Consider the following 16,959-nt stretch of genomic DNA (forward strand, 5'->3'; position numbering starts at 1 on the left):
CGGCCCGGGCCTCAGCCCTTGCGTTTGCGCTCGCGGATTTCGTCGCGATGCGCCTCGCGCCATTGCGCGTCGAGGTCGGCGAGGCGCGCGAGCTTTTCGCCGATCTTGCCTTCGAGCCCGCGCGGCGTCGGCTGATACCAGCGCGGTTCGCGCATGCCGTCGGGCAGATAGGTCTCGCCGGCCGCGTAGGCGTCGGGCTCGTCGTGCGCGTAACGGTATTCGTGGCCGTAGCCGAGTTCCTTCATCAGCTTGGTCGGCGCGTTGCGCAGATGCACGGGCACCGCGCGCGACTGATCCTTGCCGACGAAGCGCCGCGCCTCGTTGTAGGCGTTGTAGCCCGCATTCGACTTGGGCGCGACCGCCAGATAGATGACGGCCTGCGCGAGCGCGAGTTCGCCCTCGGGCGAGCCGAGGCGCTCGTAGGTTTCGGCGGCGTCGAGCGTCATGCGCGCCGCGCGCGGATCGGCGAGACCGATGTCCTCCCACGCCATGCGCACGATGCGGCGCGCCAGATAGCGCGGATCGGCGCCGCCGTCGAGCATGCGGCAGAACCAGTAGAGCGCGCCGTCCGGATTGCTGCCGCGCACCGACTTGTGCAGCGCGCTGATCTGGTCGTAGAACGCGTCGCCGCCTTTGTCGAAGCGGCGCAGGTTCTCGGCGAGCGCGCTGCCGAGCAGTTCGCCGTCGATTTCGCCTTTCTTCTGCTGGGCCGCCGCGCGCGCGACGATTTCCAGATTGTTCAGCAGCTTGCGGCCGTCGCCGTCGGCGGAACCGATCAGCGCGGCCTTCGCTTCGTCCGTGAAGGTCAACCCGCCCAGCTCGGTGGCGGCGCGCGCGAGCAATTCGCCCTGCTCCTCCTCGTCGAGGCTCTTGAGCACATAGACGGCCGCGCGCGAAAGCAATGCGCTGTTCACCTCGAACGACGGATTCTCCGTGGTCGCGCCGACGAACACGAACAGGCCCGACTCCACATGCGGCAGGAAAGCGTCCTGCTGGCTCTTGTTGAAGCGATGGACCTCGTCGACGAACACCAGCGTCTGATGGCCGTGCGCGCGATGCAGTTGCGCCTGCTCGACGGCCTCGCGGATGTCCTTCACGCCTGAGAGCACGGCCGAGAGCGCGATGAATTCGGCGTGGAACGCGTCGGCCATGAGGCGCGCGAGCGTGGTCTTGCCGACGCCCGGCGGCCCCCAGAGGATCATCGAATGCGCTTCGCCCGACTCGAACGCCACGCGCAGCGGCTTGTTCGGTCCGAGCAGATGCTTCTGGCCGATGACCTCGTCGATGGTGCGCGGACGCAGTCGTTCGGCGAGGGGGACGTTGGCACGGGTTTCTTCAAACATGACGTTTTCGCGATAATGTCGGCTAAGTGACGCTGCGGCGAGGTTGCAATTGAGCTTGCAATGCGTGCTGCACGGCCTGCGCGCTGTTCGCGCCCTCAAACCGCGCCGCCGCGCCAGCCCTGCATTATGACAGCCGGCGCCGCCGCGCGAGGCACGGCCGGGCCAGTGGCGCGCGGCAAAGGTCGCCGTGAAACCGGGCCGGGCAAAGCGCCGGACGAGACACACGCGAGACACAGGCGAGACACACCACGCGCACGACGCGTCAGCCAGACAGCCGCGCCGCGCGTTGAAAAGCCAGCGCGCGCCGCCTGCCGGCCAGCACGACACCAGACATACGACACAGAGGACACGCTTTCCCATGACTCAAGACCCGCAAGCCGGCGCCGGCTCGACCTACGCGCCCAACGTGCCCGTGCCCGACGCGCGCCGCCAGTTCCGCACCGGCGACGCCTTCGCGCTGTGGTTCTCGCTCGGCATCGGCCTGCTGGTCGCGCAGGCGGGCGCCCTGCTCGTGCCCGGCCTCTCGCTGCCGCACGCGCTGCTCGCCATCGGCATCGGCAGCGTGATCGGCGTGGTGCTGCTCGCGCTCGCGGGCGTGATCGGCACCGACACCGGCCTCGCGGCCATGTCCTCGCTGCGCCCGACGCTCGGCATTCGCGGCGCGTCGATTCCGGCCGTCATCAACATGGTGCAGCTCGTGGGCTGGGGCTCGTTCGAGATCATCGTGATGCGCGATTCCGCCGACGCGCTCGCCAAACAGGCCTTCGGCCTCTCGATGCCGCTCGTCTGGACCGTGATCTTCGGTCTGCTGGCGACGCTGCTCGCAATCAGCGGTCCGCTCTCGTTCGTGCGCCGCTTCCTGCGCACGTGGGGCATCTGGCTGCTGCTCGCGGGCGCGGCGTGGCTCACGTGGAGCCTGCTCGCCCAGCACGACATCCACGCGCTGATGCAGCGTCCCGGCACGGGCGAGATGCCGTTCGGCAGCGCGATCGACCTCGTGGTGGCGATGCCGCTTTCGTGGCTGCCGCTGATCGCCGACTACACGCGTTTCGGCCGCAAGGCGGGTGAAACCTTCCGTGGCACGCTGTTCGGCTATGGCATCGCGAACCTGTGGTTCTACGCGCTCGGCGCGATCTACGGCCTCGCGGCGGGCGGCGGCGACGCGCTGCTGACCACGGCGCTCGCGCAGGCGGGCGGCGGTCTCGCGCTGCTGCTGGTGCTGATCGACGAAATCGACAACGCCTTCGCCGACATCCACTCGGCGGCCGTCTCGACCGGCACGTTCTGGACGCGCGGCAGCGTGCCCTGGCTGTCGGCGGCATTCGGCGCGATCTGCACGCTGATCGGCCTCGTGGTGCCGATGGCGAAGTACGAGAACTTCCTGCTGTTCATCGGCTCGGTGTTCGCGCCGCTGTTCGGCGTGGTGCTCGCCGATCACTTCATCGTGCGCCGCCGCCGCATCGACGCCAATGCGCTCGCCGATCTGAACGGCACGTATGGCTATTCGGGCGGCTGGCACGTGAGCGCGTTCATTGCGTGGGCGCTCGGCATCGGCGCGTATCACGCGCTCAATCAATGGCTGCCGAACCTGGGCGCGACGCTGCCCGCGCTCGTCGTGGGCGCGCTGTGCTATCTCGTGCTCGCGGGACGCCGACGCGCGGCTTACGCATAACGCCCGGCCCAACGCCCGCACCATAAAAAAACGCCACGCTTCGCAGCGTGGCGTTTTTGTTTTCAGCCCTTGAAAAGCGGCTTATTCGCAGTGGCCGCAGCCGCCGTGCGAGTGATCATGACCATGCGCGTGACCATGATCGTCGGTCGGCAGATGTTGCGCGGCCTGCGCCGTGATGCCCAGGCGCGACAGCAGCTTGCGGTCGGCTTCCGCCTGCGGGTTGCTCGTCGTCAGCAGTTGATCGCCGTAGAAAATCGAGTTCGCGCCCGCCATGAAGCACAGCGCCTGAAGCGCGTCGTCCATCTGCTCGCGGCCCGCCGAGAGACGCACCATCGCCGTCGGCATGGTGATGCGCGCGATCGCAATCGTGCGCACGAATTCGAACGGATCGATCGGCTCGGTGCCTTCGAGCGGCGTGCCCGTCACCTGCACCAGATTGTTGATGGGCACCGACTCCGGATACGGCTCCATGTTCGCGAGCTGCGCGATCAGGCCCGCGCGTTCGCGGCGCGATTCGCCCATGCCGACGATGCCGCCGCAACACACGTTGATGCCCGCGTCGCGCACGCGTTCGAGCGTCTCCAGACGGTCCTCGTAGGTGCGCGTCGAGATGATCTTGCCGTAGTACTCCGGCGAGGTGTCGAGGTTGTGGTTGTAGTAGTCGAGGCCCGCGTCGGCGAGCGCCTTCGCCTGGTGATCTTCGAGCATGCCGAGCGTCACGCAGGTTTCGAGGCCCATCGCCTTCACGCCGCGAATCATGTCCTTGATCGGCTCGAGATGGCGGTCCTTCGGATTGCGCCACGCCGCGCCCATGCAGAAGCGCGTCGCGCCGTTCGACTTGGCCACGCGTGCGGCGTCGAGCACGGCGTCGACGGCCATCAGCTTGCCGGCTTCGAGTTCGGTTTCGTAATGCGACGACTGCGGGCAGTACGCGCAATCTTCCTCGCAGCCGCCGGTCTTGATCGACAGCAGCGTGGAAAGCTGCACGGCGTTCGCGTCGAAATGCTCGCGGTGCACTTGCTGCGCGCGGAACATCAGGTCGTTGAAGGGCAGCTCGTAGAGCGCGGCGACGTCGGCGACCTTCCAGCGCGCGGCGGCTTCGGCGGCGGCGTGGGCGCTCGGCGCGGTGGCCTTGAGCGAAGTGATGTCGATGTGGGTTTGCGTCATGATGTCGGCGTCCTTGGTGACGTTTTGACTGTTGTAGCGGGACACGCGCTTATTGCGCGCTTATTGCGCGCTCATTGCCGCAGGTTGCGGCGCCAGCGCGGCGAGCTGTGCGAGCAGCGTGTCGATGTTCAGGTGTTCGGCGGCATCGTCGGCGCTCGCGCCGCGCATGTGCGGCACGACGCCCAGCAGCGGCGCGCCGAACTGGGCGGCGAGTCGCGTGCGCAATGCGTCGATGTTTTCTTCGGGGAACGTCATGTTCGGGTCGATGCGGTTGGCGACCCAGCCCGCGAGCTTGAGCCCGCGCGCGGCCACGGCTTCGGCGGTCAGCAGCGCGTGGCTGATGCAGCCGAGCCGCATGCCGACCACGAGCACGACCGGCAGATCCAGCGCGACCGCGAGATCGGCGGTGTCCTGCTCGTCGGTGAGCGGCACGCAAAAGCCGCCCACGCCTTCGACCACGACGGCGTCGGCGCGCGTGCACGCCTCGCGATGGCTGTCGACGATGCGCGCCATGTCGAGCGTCACGCCTTCGAGCGCGGCGGCGATGTGCGGCGCGGCCGGTTCCTTGAGCAGGAACGGCGTGCGGATCTCCGGCGGCAGCAGCACGCTCGCGGCGGCGTCGAGCTGATCGGCGTCTTCGTTGTGCCAGACGCCGTCGCGCTCATACGCGCCCGCGGCGATCGGCTTGAGCGCCGTGGCGCGCAGGCCCGCGTGCGTGAGACCGCGCAGGATCGCGGCGCTCACGAAGGTCTTGCCGATTTCCGTGTCGGTGCCGGTGACGAAAAGCGAAACGGTCGAGGCGTTCATGCGTGGTGCTCCAGGGCCGCGCGGCTCGCTTGCTCCAGCGCGGTGTTCAGACGATCGAGGTCGGCGTCCGAATGCGCGGCCGACAACGAAATACGCAGACGCGACGTGCCCTCGGGCACGGTTGGCGGACGGATCGCGGGCACCCAGAGGCCGTCGCGTTCGAGTTCCGCCTGCAGCGCGAGCGTGGCGTCGTTCGCGCCGATCACGAGCGGCTGCACGGCCGTCATCGAATCGACGGGCAGCCAGCAGGTCTGCTTGAGCATCGCGCGCGTGCGCCCGATCAGATGATTCAGATGCGCGCGGCGCGCATCGCCCTCTTCCCCGCCGATGATGCGCAGGCTCGCGGACACTGCATGCGCCACCGACGGCGACGACGCCGTCGTGAAGATATACGGACGCGCGCGCTGCACGAGCCATTCGATCACGGTGGCGTGCGCGCAGACGAACGCGCCCGACACGCCCGCGGCCTTGCCGAGCGTGCCGACCATCACGAGCTGCGGCGAGCGCAGCGCGGCTTCGGCGATCGCGCCGCGGCCTTGCGGACCGAGCACGCCGAAACCATGCGCGTCGTCGACCACGAGCCAGGCGTCGTGCCGTTCCGCGAGTTCGACCAGACGCGCGAGCGGCGCGACGTCGCCGTCCATGCTGAACACGGTGTCGCTCACGATCAGCTTCACGTTCGCGTCGGAGGCGTCGAGCATCGCGCCCAGCGCGTCGGTGTCGTTGTGCGGATAGATCTGGATCTCGGCGCGCGACAGGCGTGCGCCGTCGATCAGCGAGGCGTGGTTGAGCGCGTCGGAAAAGATCGTCGTGCCGCGGCCCGCGAGCGCGGTCAGCACGCCGAGATTCGCCATATAGCCGGTGCTGAAGTACAGCGCGCGCGGCGCGTCGACGAAACCGCCCACGAACGCGGCGAGATCGTCTTCGAGCTGCGCGTGCGCGCGCGAGTGGCCGCCGAGCAGATGCGAGCCGCCGCTGCCCGCGCCGTAGCGCTGCGCGCCTTCGGCCAGCGCGGCGACGAGTTGCGGATGCGCGGCGAGGCCCAGATAGTCGTTGCTCGCGAAGCCGATGGTCTCGCGGCCGTCGACCGTCATGTGCGCGTCGCACGGCGTGTCGATGGTGCGGCGGCGGCGGCGCAGGCCGCGCGCGTCGAGTTCGCGCAGGCCCTGTTCGAGCGTGTCGAGAAGCGGCATTACAGATCCTCCGCGACGGTCGCGTCGAACGTTTCGCGCGTGCGTTCGGCGAGATGCGCCTGCGTCTGCGCGTCGAGAATGTACGGCGGCATCACGTAGACCGTGGTGCCGATCGGACGCAGCAGCAGTTCGCGCTGCAACGCGTGCTCGAAGAAGCGGCGCGAGAAGGTGCGCGCGCGCGCGGGATCGTCGAGCTTCACGTCGAACGCGAGAATCGTGCCGCACTGACGCATATCGCGCACGAGCGGATGCGCTTCGAGCGGCGCGAACGCGTCGCGCAGTTGCTGCGATTTCTGCGCGTTCGTGGCGAGCACGTTGTCGCGCTCGAACAGATCGAGCGTCGCGAGCGCGGCGCGGCACGCGAGCGGATTGCCCGTGTACGAATGCGAATGCAGGAAGCCGCGCGTGGTGTCGTCGTCGTAGAAAGCGGCGTAGATCTCGTCGCGCGACAGCACGATCGAAAGCGGCAGATAACCGCCGCTGATGCCCTTCGAGAGCGTCAGCAGATCGGGCCAGATGCCCGCCTGTTCGCATGCGAAGAACGTGCCGGTGCGCCCGCACCCGACGGCGATTTCATCGGCGATCAGATGCACGTCGAAGCGGTCGCAGAGCGCGCGCAGGCCTTGCAGATAGAGCGGATCGTGCATCGCCATGCCGGCGGCGCACTGCACGAGTGGCTCGACGATCAGCGCGGCGATGCGGCCTTCGCGCTCGGCGAACAGGCGCTCGACGTCGGCGAGCGCGCGGCGCGCGACATCGGCGGCACTCTCGCCTTCGCGGGCCGTGCGCGCGTCCGGCGACGCCACCACGTGCGCGTGTGTCAGCAGCGGATCGTAAGCATCCCTGAAGAGTTTCACATCGGTCACGCCGAGCGCGCCGATCGTCTCGCCGTGATAGCTGTTGGCGAGGCAGACGAATTCGCGCTTGTCGATCGCGCCCCGATTGCGCCACGCGTGGAAGCTCATCTTCAGCGCGATCTCGACCGCCGACGCGCCATCCGAGGCGAAGAACGCATGGCCGAGCGCGCCGCCCGTGAGCGCGCTCAGGCGCTCGGCGAGTTCGACCGCCGGTTCGTGCGTGCAGCCCGCGAGCATCACGTGCTCAAGCGTATCCAGCTGCGCTTTGAGCGCGGCGTTGATGTCCGGATTGGCGTGGCCGAACAGGTTGACCCACCACGAACTGATGGCGTCGAGGTAGCGGCGGCCTTCGTGGTCGTAGAGCCACGGGCCTTCGCCACGCGAGACGGCGACGAGCGGCAGGCGCTCGTGGTGCTTCATCTGGGTGCACGGATGCCAGACGGCGCGCAGACTGCGCGCGATCCACGCATCGTTGGCAGTGCCTTGATGGAATGGGGTTGCGGAATTCAAGTACGGCTCCAGGGTACGACAGCGGGACCGAGATTAGCGCGTTCGCCCGCGCAATGCACTACCCCTCAAAACCCCGCCAGGCAAGGCTTCTAGCGGGGTTCGACGCGGTTCGCGACATCTGCGGCGGGATCGTTCTAAAAGCCCGTAAATGACCGTAGATGACGACGGCAAAGTCATGCGCGCTTATGCAAAAAAATCCGGGCGCGCGCGAGCGCAGTCGCGCGCTCCAACCAGGCGAAAGCGGGATTTTTTAGGGCGACATCGAAAGAGGCGACGTTGAGGTCCGCCGGCGCCGGAAAAAAAACGGGCGGCCTCGCGGGCCGCCCGATCCGGAACACACTGCAAACTGGGGAATGGCCCGCGCGCGCTGTCTGAGCGTTACGTGCAGGACTCAGCGGCTCGCGAGCGAATGCGACGGCTCGGCGGCGTTGTCCGTGGCGTTGGCGGCGACGGCATGCGCGTCGCCGCTGTCGTTCTGCGCCGTGGCGGCGGTGTCGTTCGCCCACACCACGTTGCCGTTGACCGCGTAGAGGCGGCACGGATCGCTGCTGTGCTGCTGGCAGTTCGCGACGGCGACGGCCATCGGGTTGTCGCCGCCTTCGGCCCACGACCACGCACCCGAGTCGGACACCGCGAACGCGCGGCTCGGATACTGCTTGAGGAAGTTGCGATAGCCGTCGCGGCCGGCCTGATCGAGGAACGGCACCGCGCCCACCGCGTCGATCGACGCATAGCCGCTCGCCTGCGGCGCGGCGGCCGTCGCCACGCGATACTGCACGGACGTGGGCATGCCCTGCTCGGCGAGGAAGGATTCGACCTTCGGCCACCAGACCTGCACGCCGTCGCGGTCGCCCACGAGGCGGTGCGCGTCGTTCTTGTACGCGCCGAAATCGATCAGCTTCGCGCTCGCCACGCTGCCGTTCTCGCTCGCCTGCGCCGTGCGGAAGGCCGCGAACATCTTCGTGACGAGGTCGGGCGACCACACGGAGTCGTTGTCGCCGTAGAGCCAGAGCGAGGCCACGCGGGCCTTGCCGCCGTAGTCGCCGAACGCCTGGGTCAGGTTGCCCTGCCAGCCGGTGCACGCGTCCTGGCGCAGACCGCCCGAGAAGTTGATGAGCGCGCGCACGCCTTTCGCGGCTTCGGTGCCGTAAGCCATGGTGGCGAGGCCGCCGTGCGAGGTGCCCGCGACCACGATATGGTTCGCGTCGACGAAAGGCTGCTTCGACATGTAATCGACCGCCGTGGCGACGTCCGACGCCTGGCCCATGCCGTTGCTCGCGACGTCGCAGCCGTCCTGTTCGTAGGTGCCGCCCGAACCGGCGAAGCCGCGGCGGTTCGGCGCGACGACCACGTAGCCGCGACGCACGAATTCGCGCGCGAACGACATCGGATCGCTGCGCGCCTGCAGACGCGGATCGCCTTGAATCTTGCCGTGATTGAACACCACCATCGGGAACGGGCCGGGACCTTCCGGGCGATACACGGTGGTTTCCAGCGTCACGCCGGGCTCGTCGACGACGGGGATCTGGATGATCTGCGCGTTCATGTCGGCGTGGACGACGGGGAGATACGCGTCGTCGAGCGCGAGGCGCGCCACTTTGGCGTTGCCGAGCGGGCCGCCCGCATTGGCGTGCTGAGCGGTCGTGGACGAGGGCGAAGGCGTGGCAGAGAGCGCCGATGTCGCATCGGCCAGCGAGGCGGCGTGAGCGTTCGACAGCGCGACCGACAGCACGCACGCCGTGCCGGTCACTGCCCATCCGGTAAGAAGCTTCCTGAACGCCATCTGCTGCACCTGCCCGCGAAAATTCCCGCCGTCAATCTGACTACCCGAGCGACTCACCCGCGACCTGCCCGCTTGCGCGAGACACAACAGGACACCGCTGCGCGTGGCCGGAGCCTTAAGCGCGTTCGTGACCCGTCGCGGGGAAGAAAACCGATCGGAAAACCTGTGCGGCACCGTTCTGTTGTCGACCAGACCCGCCGCCAGCGTTCGCCCGGGATGCCACGGCGAAGCGTCGAAAAAGTGCTTTTTCAACATTCGCTTACGTGGCGGACGAACACCGTGATTGCATCCTCGCACGACAAATAATTGTTGTGCAATTCAGTAGTAACCCGGCATAAGGCATGCCAGCGGCGCGCAAGCCTTGCTGCGCGGCGGCTGCGGGAATTTCGGCCGGTTTGCGGCGCGATGGAATAAAAAAATTTCGGGAAATTTCGCGTCGCGCGGCGCCAACAATCGCGTCGTTTTTACGTAAGTGCCTGTTTGCAAACGCGATATTTCAGGCGCTATGGCGCCGTCCTTGCCTGTCGGCGGATGCGCGGGCTGTCAGCGCCGGTCAGCGGAATTCATGCATCGGAGACGTCGCCGTCGACGTAGCGCCAACGGCCGTCCTCGCCGCGCGTGAAACGGCTCAGTTCATGCAGACGATGGCCGCGTCCGCCGCTCTTGTAGCGCGCGACGAATTCGACGCGCGCGTGCGTCTCGTCGACAGGCTCGTGACGTTTGATCGCCAGGCCAAGCCAGCGCGACGCGTCGGGCGCCTCGGCGTTGGCGTCGAGATCGGCGGGACAGGTCGCCGGGTCCCAGCTCGCGCGCAGCCAGGCGGTATCGCCGAGCACGTAGGCCGTGTAGCGCGAGCGCATCAGTTCGAGCGCCGTGGCGGGCAACTCGCCGCCGTCGATGAAGCGGCCGCAGCAGGCCGCGTAGCGCGGCGGCTTCGCGCCTGCCTTGAGGTTCGGCGCGGCACCGCCGCAAGGACAGTCGAGCGGACGCGCGGCGCGCGGGGAATCAGCGGTCATCGGGAAACATCCGTGGACGAAAACGAAAACAAAAACGCACCAAAGCAAAAGGCCGCTTCGCGCGGGCAAAGCGGCCTTTCGCATTTTTACCTGAACGGCGCGCCGCTCACCAGCATTCGCTGGCACGCACCGGTACTCGCCCGCACTTACCAGTCGAGCTCGGTGCCGTCGTACTGGAAGAAGCGTCCGTTGAAGACATCGCGCGCGGCGGCCGCTTCGGCCACCACTTCGCGCATGCCGGCCACGCTCGCGGCGGCGTCGATGGCTGCCTGCGCGCCGCCCATGTCCGTGCGCACCCAGCCCGGATGCAGTGCGACGCAGGTGGCGCGGCGCGTCTGCAGCGAGGTGATCTTCAGGACGTCGTTGAGCGCCGCTTTGCTCGCGCGATAGAGCCAGCCGGTCGTGCCGGTCGTCTGCGCGATGCTGCCCATGCGGCTCGACAGCACGCCGAGCACGCCATGCGCCGCATCGACGAGCGGCAGCAGGATCGGGATCAGTTGCATCGGCCCGCGCACGTTGGTGTTCATCACGTATTCGAAATCTTCGGCGGTGATCGCTTCCACGCCTTCGGTGCGCGGACCGTAGACGCCCGAGACGATCAGCGCCACATCGATCCGTTCGCCATCGAGCTTCCAGCCGAGCGCGGCGATGTCCTCGGGCTTCGCGATATCGACCGGATAAGTCTGCGCACCGAGCGCACGCAGGTCCGCGAGCGCGGTTTCGGAACGCGCCGTGGCCAGCACGCGCCAGCCGGCCCTGGCATATTGACGCGCGAATTCGAGACCCAGACCTCGCGACGCACCCACGATCAACGCTGTTTTCATCTCGTCACCTTCTCTCGTGTGCCGCGGCCTTTGCTGAAGCGCCGCGTGCGGGTGATGCCGCGCGCCGCCTCCCTGCGGCGCGCGTTCTGGCGTCAGCCTACAGGAGTTCGACGCCCATTGCCGTGGCTTCGCCCCCGCCGATGCACAGGCTCGCGACGCCGCGCGTCTTGCCGCGCGCGCGCAACGCACCGATCAGCGTCACGAGAATGCGCGCGCCCGACGCGCCGATCGGGTGGCCCAGCGCGCACGCACCGCCGTTCACGTTGACCTTCTCGTGCGGCAGATCGTGCGCCTTCATCGCGGCCATCGTGACCACGGCGAAGGCTTCGTTGATCTCGTAAAGATCGACGTCGGCGGCCTTCCAGCCGGTCTTTTCGAAGAGCTTCGCGATTGCGCCGACGGGCGCCGTGGTGAACTTCGACGGTTCCTGCGCGAAGGTCGTATGGCCGGTGACGCGCGCGAGCGGCGTGACGCCGAGGCGCTTCGCCGTCGACGCGCGCATCATCACGAGCGCGGCCGCGCCATCCGAAATCGACGACGAATTCGCCGCCGTCACGGTACCGGTCTTGCTGAACGCGGGCTTGAGCGTGGGGATCTTGTCGGGATTGGCCTTGAACGGCTGCTCGTCGCGCTCGACGAGCGTCTCGCCCGCGCGCGTGGCCACCTTCACCGGCGCGATTTCCCACGCGAACGCGCCGTCCTCGTTGGCGCGTTTCGCGCGCCTGAGCGACTCGATCGCGAACGCGTCCTGGCTCTCGCGCGAAAAGCCGTGCTCGCCCGCGCATTCCTCGGCGAAGGTGCCCATCAGGCGGCCTTTGTCGTAGGCGTCTTCGAGACCGTCGAGGAACATATGATCGAGCACCTGACCGTGGCCCATGCGCATGCCCGCGCGCGCCTTCGGCAGCAGATACGGCGCGTTGCTCATGCTCTCCATGCCGCCCGCGACGATCACGTCGGCGGAACCCGCCAGCAGCATGTCGTGGGCGAACATCGCCGCGCGCATGCCCGAGCCGCACATCTTGTTGACGGTGGTCGCGCCCGCCGCGAGTGGCAACCCGGCACCGAGCGACGCCTGGCGCGCCGGCGCCTGGCCCTGCCCCGCGGGCAGCACGCAGCCCATCACCACTTCGTCGATCTGCTCGGGCTTGAGGCCCGCGCGTTCGAGCGCGCCCGCTATCGCCGCCGCGCCCAGTTGCGGCGCCGTGAGCGAGGCGAAATCGCCCTGAAATCCGGCCATCGGCGTGCGCGCGGCCGCCACGATCACGACGGGGTCCTGTTGCGTCTCACTCATGTCTGTCTCCTGGGTTGAATGTCTCGATACGCTGATCAAGCGCGATCAGGCCGCGCACGCGGCGGCGTCGCTGCTGCCGGATGCGCATTCGAACAGTTGCGGATAGCGCGCGCGAAACCGAGCGCTCGCTTCGTACGGCAGGCAATCGGGCACCTCGCCCGCGAGCAGGCGCGACTTGCTGTCCTGCCACAGCGCCGGCTCGAAAAAATCGGCGTGATGCTCGAGGAAATAGCGCCGCACGCGCGGGTCGCCGAGCAGGAACGTGCGATACGTCTCCGGAAAAATATCGCGCGGACCGACCGGATACCACGGCTCGTCCGATAGTTCGTCTTCCTCATGACGCGGCGGCGGTACTGCGCGCACGTTGCAGTCGGTCAGATACTCGATCTCGTCGTAGTCGTAGAACACCACGCGACCGTGACGCGTCACGCCGAAATTCTTGTAGAGCATGTCGCCCGGAAAGATATTCGCGCGGATCAGATCCTTCACCGCGTTGCCGTATTCGCGGATGCCGTGCTCCACGTCCTCATCGCTGCCGTTCTGCAGCCAGAGATTCAGCGGCACCATGCGCCGCTCGATATACAGATGGCGAATGACGAGCTGGTCGCCCTCGTACTCGATCATCGACGGCGCGAGCGTTTCGAGTTCGCGCAGCAGCGCGTCGTCCAGCCGCGCGAGCGGCAGCGCGACGCTCGAATATTCGAGCGTATCGGCGAGCCGCCCGAGCCGGTCGTGACGCTTCACGAGCTGGTACTTCGCCTCGACCTGCTCGCGCGTGGTTTCCTTCGGCGCGGGAAAGCTGTCCTTGATGACCTTGAACACATACGGATACGAAGGCAGCGTGAACACGATCATCACCATGCCGCGGATGCCGGGCGCGACGATGAAACGGTCGCTCGAATGCCGCAGGTGTTGCAGCAGATCGCGATAGAACAGGTTTTTGCCCTGCTTTTGCAGGCCCAGCGACGTGTAGATCTCGCCCTTGGCCTTGCGCGGCATGATGCTGCGCAGAAACTCCACATAGGCCGACGGCACTTCCATGTCGACGAGAAAATACGAGTGCGCAAAGCTCATCATGATGAGCACGTCGTCGGTGCGCAGGAGCGCGGTGTCGAGCGCGAGCCGCCCGTCGCCGACATGACGGATCGGCACGACGAACGGCACGAGCGCGTCGCCGTTGATGATGCGCCCGACGATATACGCGGCCTGATTGCGGAAAAACAGCGAGGCCAGCACGTGAATCTGGAAGTTCGCTTTCGGCTCGACGTCGCCGAAGGTTTCGCGCATCGCGCGCATCGTGCATTCGACGTCGCGGCGCAGATCCTCGAACGGCGTGTCGAGCTGAAAATTCGTGACGATGCGTTCGAGCGTGCCGGCGAGGCCGTCTTTCAGCGGGTAATACGCGCGATACGTGGGCTTGGCGGCGGGTTCGTCGTTCTCGATGTACTCGGTCGAGATCGCGGGGCGCACGAAGATGAACGCGTTGTTGAAGTACGAACGATGCAGGATCTTGCAGCACACCGAGTTGAAGAACGTCTCGGCGCATTCGGGTTGCCGGTGCGTGGTGAGCAGGCCGATGTAGTGCAGCTTGATCTGCTCCCAGACATCGTCGTCGATATGTTCGGCGTCGTATTCGTCTTCGATCGTCACCACGCATTCGCGCACGCGCTCGTCGTAGGACGCGATGCGTTCGCGCGCGAGCTGCTGCAAACCCTGCCAGTCGCGCGCCTCGAAACACGCGCGCGCCCGCGCCGCCGCCGCACAGAAGCTGCGGTAGTGCCGATCGAAACCGTCGAGCAGGGTCTGCGCGACGTCGTAACCGATCTGCGACGAGAGCAGCTTGGGAAAATGTCTCATGGCGCGCTCGGTTCGGGGCGGACGATGCGGTCGACGCTCGGGCCGGCGCGGCTTACCGGTTCGCCGCCGCGGCGTTCTTTTCGAGCAGCACGCGCGCCTGCGCCTCGTACTGGGCGAGATCTTCGAGCGTGGCGTCGAGGTCGGCGCGCTGGCGTTCGAGGATCTCGCGATGGCGCACCACCGTGTCGAGAAAAGCCTGAAGCTGCGGGAGCGTGTCGGTCGGCGACTCGTAGAGATCGAGCAGCGCGCGGATTTCGTTGAGCGTGAAGCCGAGGCGCTTGCCGCGCAAGGTCAGCTTCAGGCGCGTGCGGTCGCGTCCGGAAAACACACGCTTGAGCCCGCTCGCGCCTTCGCGGCTGGGCGCCAGCAGGCCCTGGTCCTCGTAGAAACGGATCGCGCGCGGCGTCACGTCGAATTCGCGGGCGAGTTCGGTAATCGTGTAATGGGTCATGACTGGTGGGCGCCTCTGGCCGCCGGCCGGGTGCGTCGGCAAGGCGGCGTGTTCGTCGTTAGAATCGACGTTTACGTTATCGTCAACCTTCAGGTTTCGCAACCTTGCCGCGACGGCGAGAACCGCTCGCGAGCTGCCCGTGACAGACTCGCGCCGGGTCGGAGCGTCGACATTGTTCCGCGTACCGGAACACTCTCCCGGATTCTCTGCACAAATACCGCAATGCGGCGACAATGTGGAACGGACGGCGCTCGCCCGACGCCGCACCGCGCCGACTCGCACACATAAAAGACAGGAGTTGAGACCCCCATGAATGCGCTCGAACACCAGCTCGATTACCCCTTCAAGGACACGCTGCCCGAACCGGGCCACGCCTTCGAGGTCGCGCCCGGCGTGAAGTGGCTGCGCATGCCGCTGCCGTTCGCGCTCGATCACATCAATCTCTGGCTGCTGCGCGACGAGATCGACGGCCAGCAAGGCTGGACCGTGGTCGATTGCGGCATCACCAACGACACCATCAAGGCGCACTGGGAGCAGGTGTTCGAAAGTCAGCTCGACGGCCTGCCGGTGCTGCGCGTGATCGTCACGCACTGCCATCCGGACCATATCGGCCTCGCGCACTGGATCTGCGCGGGCGGCGACAAGGCGCGCTGGGACGTGCGCCTGTGGACCACGCTCGGCGAATACATGAGCGCGTGCGTGCTGGCCTCGGGCAACGGCTCGAACGCGGGCGGCGAAGGCGCGGCGCGCCATTTCGCGCGTCACGGCGTGAAGGACGAAGCGGCGCTCGACCAGTTGCGCAACCGCCGCAGCTATTACGCGAACCTCGTGCCGGCGCTGCCGGCGCAATACCGCCGTCTGCGCGAAGCCGACACCGTGTCGATCGGCGGGCGCGACTGGCGCGTCGTGACGGGCTTTGGCCATTCGCCCGAGCATTGCGCGCTGCTGTGCGAAGAGATCGGCGTGCTGATTTCCGGCGACATGGTGCTGCCGCGCATTTCCACGAATGTGTCCGTGTTCGATATGGAGCCGGAAGGCAATCCGCTCGGTCTCTACCTCGAATCGCTGGGCCGTTACGAGACGATGGCCGAAGACACGCTCGTGCTGCCCTCGCACGGCAAGCCGTTTCGCGGCGTGCGCACGCGCATCGGGCAACTGCGCGAGCATCACGACGCGCGTCTGGCCGAAGTGATGGAAGCCTGCGCGAGCGCGCCGCAAAGCGCGGCCGACATCGTCCCGCTGATGTTCAAGCGCGCACTCGACATCCACCAGATGACGTTCGCGATGGGCGAGGCGCTCGCGCATCTGCATCTGCTGTGGCTCGCGGGCAAGCTCACGCGCAGGACGGGCGAGGACGGCGTGATCCGCTTTTCGGCTTGATCGCGATGTGATCCTCTGCGAACGCGAATAAAAAAGGGCGGCTCATGCGAGCCGCCCTTTTTCGTTGCCATGCGCCTGGTGGCGCGGCAAAACTCAGTTGCCGCCGCCCGTGATCAGGTCGGCGCCCTTCGGACGCACGAACTTGAACGTCGACGCCGGCAGCGACGGGTTCTTCTCGATGTTGGAGAACGTGAGCAGCGTCACGTTGCCGAACACGTCGTGCAGTTCCATCGCTTCGAGATTGCCGTCGCGAAAGCCAATGCCCACGCTCTTGAACTGCGTGTCCTTCGACTTCGGAATCAGCTCCAGCCAGTCGATGCCGTTCTTCACGCCCGCGTCGGAAAGCGTGAAGTTCTTGTCGAGGTCGTTGCTGCCGAACAGGATGGCCGCCGGGCTCGCGCCGAGCGCGCCGCCGAGCTTGCGCTCGGTGACCTGGTTCAGGTCCTTGTCGTAGACGTAGAGGTTGTCGCCGTCCGATTGGAGTTGCTGCTGATACGGCTTTTCGTAATTCCAGATGAACTTGCCGGGACGCGAGAACACGAACGTGCCGCTCGACGTCTTGGCGTTGAGCGTGGCCGTGGCAACGGCGTCGCTCGTGCTCTTCGCGTTCGACGGCGCCTTGAGTTCGCGCTGCACGAAGCTGCCGCGCGCGGCGTGAACCTGCGAAACGAATTGCTTGAGCTGGTCGGTGCCGCCCGCGTAGGCGTGCGAGGCCATCGCGAGCGATGCGCCCAGCGCGACGGCGAGCGCGCGACCGGCGCGCGCGAATGTCAAACGAGTCGGTTGTCCTGCGAAAAACTGCATCTAT

Annotated in this window: 14 protein-coding genes; 2 read left to right on the forward strand and 12 right to left on the reverse strand. The window is 67.0% G+C overall.

Going from position 1 to position 16,959, the window contains the following annotated elements; all coding sequences use genetic code 11:
* Positions 1-11: 11 nt before the first annotated feature.
* A complete protein-coding gene (locus G5S35_RS10840; RefSeq protein ID WP_065058173.1) occupies positions 12-1,343 on the reverse strand; it encodes a replication-associated recombination protein A in 1,332 nt (443 codons plus the stop codon).
* 358 nt (positions 1,344-1,701) lie between these two features.
* Between G5S35_RS10840 and cytX the strand changes: the two genes are divergently transcribed.
* Positions 1,702-3,015: a putative hydroxymethylpyrimidine transporter CytX gene (gene cytX, locus G5S35_RS10845; protein ID WP_183038293.1), complete on the forward strand. Its 1,314-nt coding sequence runs from the start codon at positions 1,702-1,704 to the stop codon at positions 3,013-3,015.
* Between the two features lie 81 nt (positions 3,016-3,096).
* Here cytX and bioB read toward each other — a convergent pair whose 3' ends face one another.
* From bioB to G5S35_RS10895, 10 genes are all read right to left on the reverse strand, one after another.
* On the reverse strand, positions 3,097-4,182 hold the full coding sequence (bioB, locus tag G5S35_RS10850) for a biotin synthase BioB (protein ID WP_065058302.1): 1,086 nt from the start codon (positions 4,180-4,182) through the stop codon (positions 3,097-3,099).
* 60 nt (positions 4,183-4,242) lie between these two features.
* On the reverse strand, positions 4,243-4,989 hold the full coding sequence (gene bioD / locus G5S35_RS10855) for a dethiobiotin synthase (RefSeq protein ID WP_065058171.1): 747 nt from the start codon (positions 4,987-4,989) through the stop codon (positions 4,243-4,245).
* Positions 4,986-6,182: an 8-amino-7-oxononanoate synthase gene (bioF, locus tag G5S35_RS10860; RefSeq protein WP_110327964.1), complete on the reverse strand. Its 1,197-nt coding sequence runs from the start codon at positions 6,180-6,182 to the stop codon at positions 4,986-4,988. The genes bioD and bioF overlap by 4 nt, the downstream gene beginning before the upstream one ends.
* Positions 6,182-7,549 carry an adenosylmethionine--8-amino-7-oxononanoate transaminase gene (gene bioA / locus G5S35_RS10865; protein WP_183038294.1) on the reverse strand — a complete coding sequence of 456 codons (1,368 nt, stop codon included), beginning with the start codon at positions 7,547-7,549 and terminating at the stop codon, positions 6,182-6,184. Before bioA ends, bioF begins: the two co-directional genes overlap by 1 nt.
* Positions 7,550-7,940: 391 nt before the next feature.
* Positions 7,941-9,332, reverse strand: coding sequence for a dienelactone hydrolase family protein (locus G5S35_RS10870; protein WP_124260775.1), 1,392 nt, complete (start codon positions 9,330-9,332; stop codon positions 7,941-7,943).
* 563 nt (positions 9,333-9,895) lie between these two features.
* A complete protein-coding gene (locus G5S35_RS10875; protein ID WP_183038295.1) occupies positions 9,896-10,348 on the reverse strand; it encodes a YchJ family protein in 453 nt (150 codons plus the stop codon).
* A 146-nt stretch (positions 10,349-10,494) separates the two neighbouring features.
* On the reverse strand, positions 10,495-11,172 hold the full coding sequence (locus tag G5S35_RS10880) for an SDR family oxidoreductase (protein ID WP_065058166.1): 678 nt from the start codon (positions 11,170-11,172) through the stop codon (positions 10,495-10,497).
* Positions 11,173-11,269: 97 nt separating this feature from the next.
* Complete coding sequence (locus G5S35_RS10885) at positions 11,270-12,463, reverse strand: acetyl-CoA C-acetyltransferase (RefSeq protein ID WP_110327961.1); 1,194 nt, start codon at positions 12,461-12,463, stop codon at positions 11,270-11,272.
* Positions 12,464-12,508: 45 nt separating this feature from the next.
* On the reverse strand, positions 12,509-14,320 hold the full coding sequence (gene aceK / locus G5S35_RS10890) for a bifunctional isocitrate dehydrogenase kinase/phosphatase (protein ID WP_183038296.1): 1,812 nt from the start codon (positions 14,318-14,320) through the stop codon (positions 12,509-12,511).
* A 52-nt stretch (positions 14,321-14,372) separates the two neighbouring features.
* Positions 14,373-14,771 (reverse strand): MerR family transcriptional regulator, encoded by a 399-nt coding sequence (locus G5S35_RS10895; RefSeq protein WP_065058163.1) that lies wholly within the window; start codon positions 14,769-14,771, stop codon positions 14,373-14,375.
* A 309-nt stretch (positions 14,772-15,080) separates the two neighbouring features.
* Here G5S35_RS10895 and G5S35_RS10900 point away from each other — a divergent pair, with 309 nt between their 5' ends.
* The gene (locus G5S35_RS10900; RefSeq protein WP_065058162.1) at positions 15,081-16,151 is read left to right on the forward strand and encodes an MBL fold metallo-hydrolase; all 1,071 of its coding nucleotides are present in this window, start codon (positions 15,081-15,083) and stop codon (positions 16,149-16,151) included.
* A gap of 93 nt (positions 16,152-16,244) precedes the next feature.
* Here the strand turns inward: G5S35_RS10900 and lolA are convergent, their stop codons facing one another.
* Positions 16,245-16,955, reverse strand: coding sequence for an outer membrane lipoprotein chaperone LolA (gene lolA, locus G5S35_RS10905; RefSeq protein WP_080180360.1), 711 nt, complete (start codon positions 16,953-16,955; stop codon positions 16,245-16,247).
* Between the last annotated feature and the right edge of the window lie 4 nt (positions 16,956-16,959).

Source organism: Paraburkholderia tropica, from assembly GCF_014171495.1.
GTDB lineage: Bacteria > Pseudomonadota > Gammaproteobacteria > Burkholderiales > Burkholderiaceae > Paraburkholderia > Paraburkholderia tropica.

Excerpts from the sequence above, each read along its gene's own strand:
- G5S35_RS10840 (WP_065058173.1), bottom strand. The coding sequence starts at position 1,343 with ATGTTTGAAGAAACCCGTGCCAACGTCCCCCTCGCCGAACGACTGCGT.
- cytX (WP_183038293.1), top strand. The coding sequence starts at position 1,702 with ATGACTCAAGACCCGCAAGCCGGCGCCGGCTCGACCTACGCGCCCAAC.
- bioB (WP_065058302.1), bottom strand. The coding sequence starts at position 4,182 with ATGACGCAAACCCACATCGACATCACTTCGCTCAAGGCCACCGCGCCG.
- bioD (WP_065058171.1), bottom strand. The coding sequence starts at position 4,989 with ATGAACGCCTCGACCGTTTCGCTTTTCGTCACCGGCACCGACACGGAA.
- bioF (WP_110327964.1), bottom strand. The coding sequence starts at position 6,182 with ATGCCGCTTCTCGACACGCTCGAACAGGGCCTGCGCGAACTCGACGCG.
- G5S35_RS10870 (WP_124260775.1), bottom strand. The coding sequence starts at position 9,332 with ATGGCGTTCAGGAAGCTTCTTACCGGATGGGCAGTGACCGGCACGGCG.
- G5S35_RS10875 (WP_183038295.1), bottom strand. The coding sequence starts at position 10,348 with ATGACCGCTGATTCCCCGCGCGCCGCGCGTCCGCTCGACTGTCCTTGC.
- G5S35_RS10880 (WP_065058166.1), bottom strand. The coding sequence starts at position 11,172 with ATGAAAACAGCGTTGATCGTGGGTGCGTCGCGAGGTCTGGGTCTCGAA.
- G5S35_RS10885 (WP_110327961.1), bottom strand. The coding sequence starts at position 12,463 with ATGAGTGAGACGCAACAGGACCCCGTCGTGATCGTGGCGGCCGCGCGC.
- aceK (WP_183038296.1), bottom strand. The coding sequence starts at position 14,320 with ATGAGACATTTTCCCAAGCTGCTCTCGTCGCAGATCGGTTACGACGTC.
- G5S35_RS10895 (WP_065058163.1), bottom strand. The coding sequence starts at position 14,771 with ATGACCCATTACACGATTACCGAACTCGCCCGCGAATTCGACGTGACG.
- G5S35_RS10900 (WP_065058162.1), top strand. The coding sequence starts at position 15,081 with ATGAATGCGCTCGAACACCAGCTCGATTACCCCTTCAAGGACACGCTG.
- lolA (WP_080180360.1), bottom strand. The coding sequence starts at position 16,955 with ATGCAGTTTTTCGCAGGACAACCGACTCGTTTGACATTCGCGCGCGCC.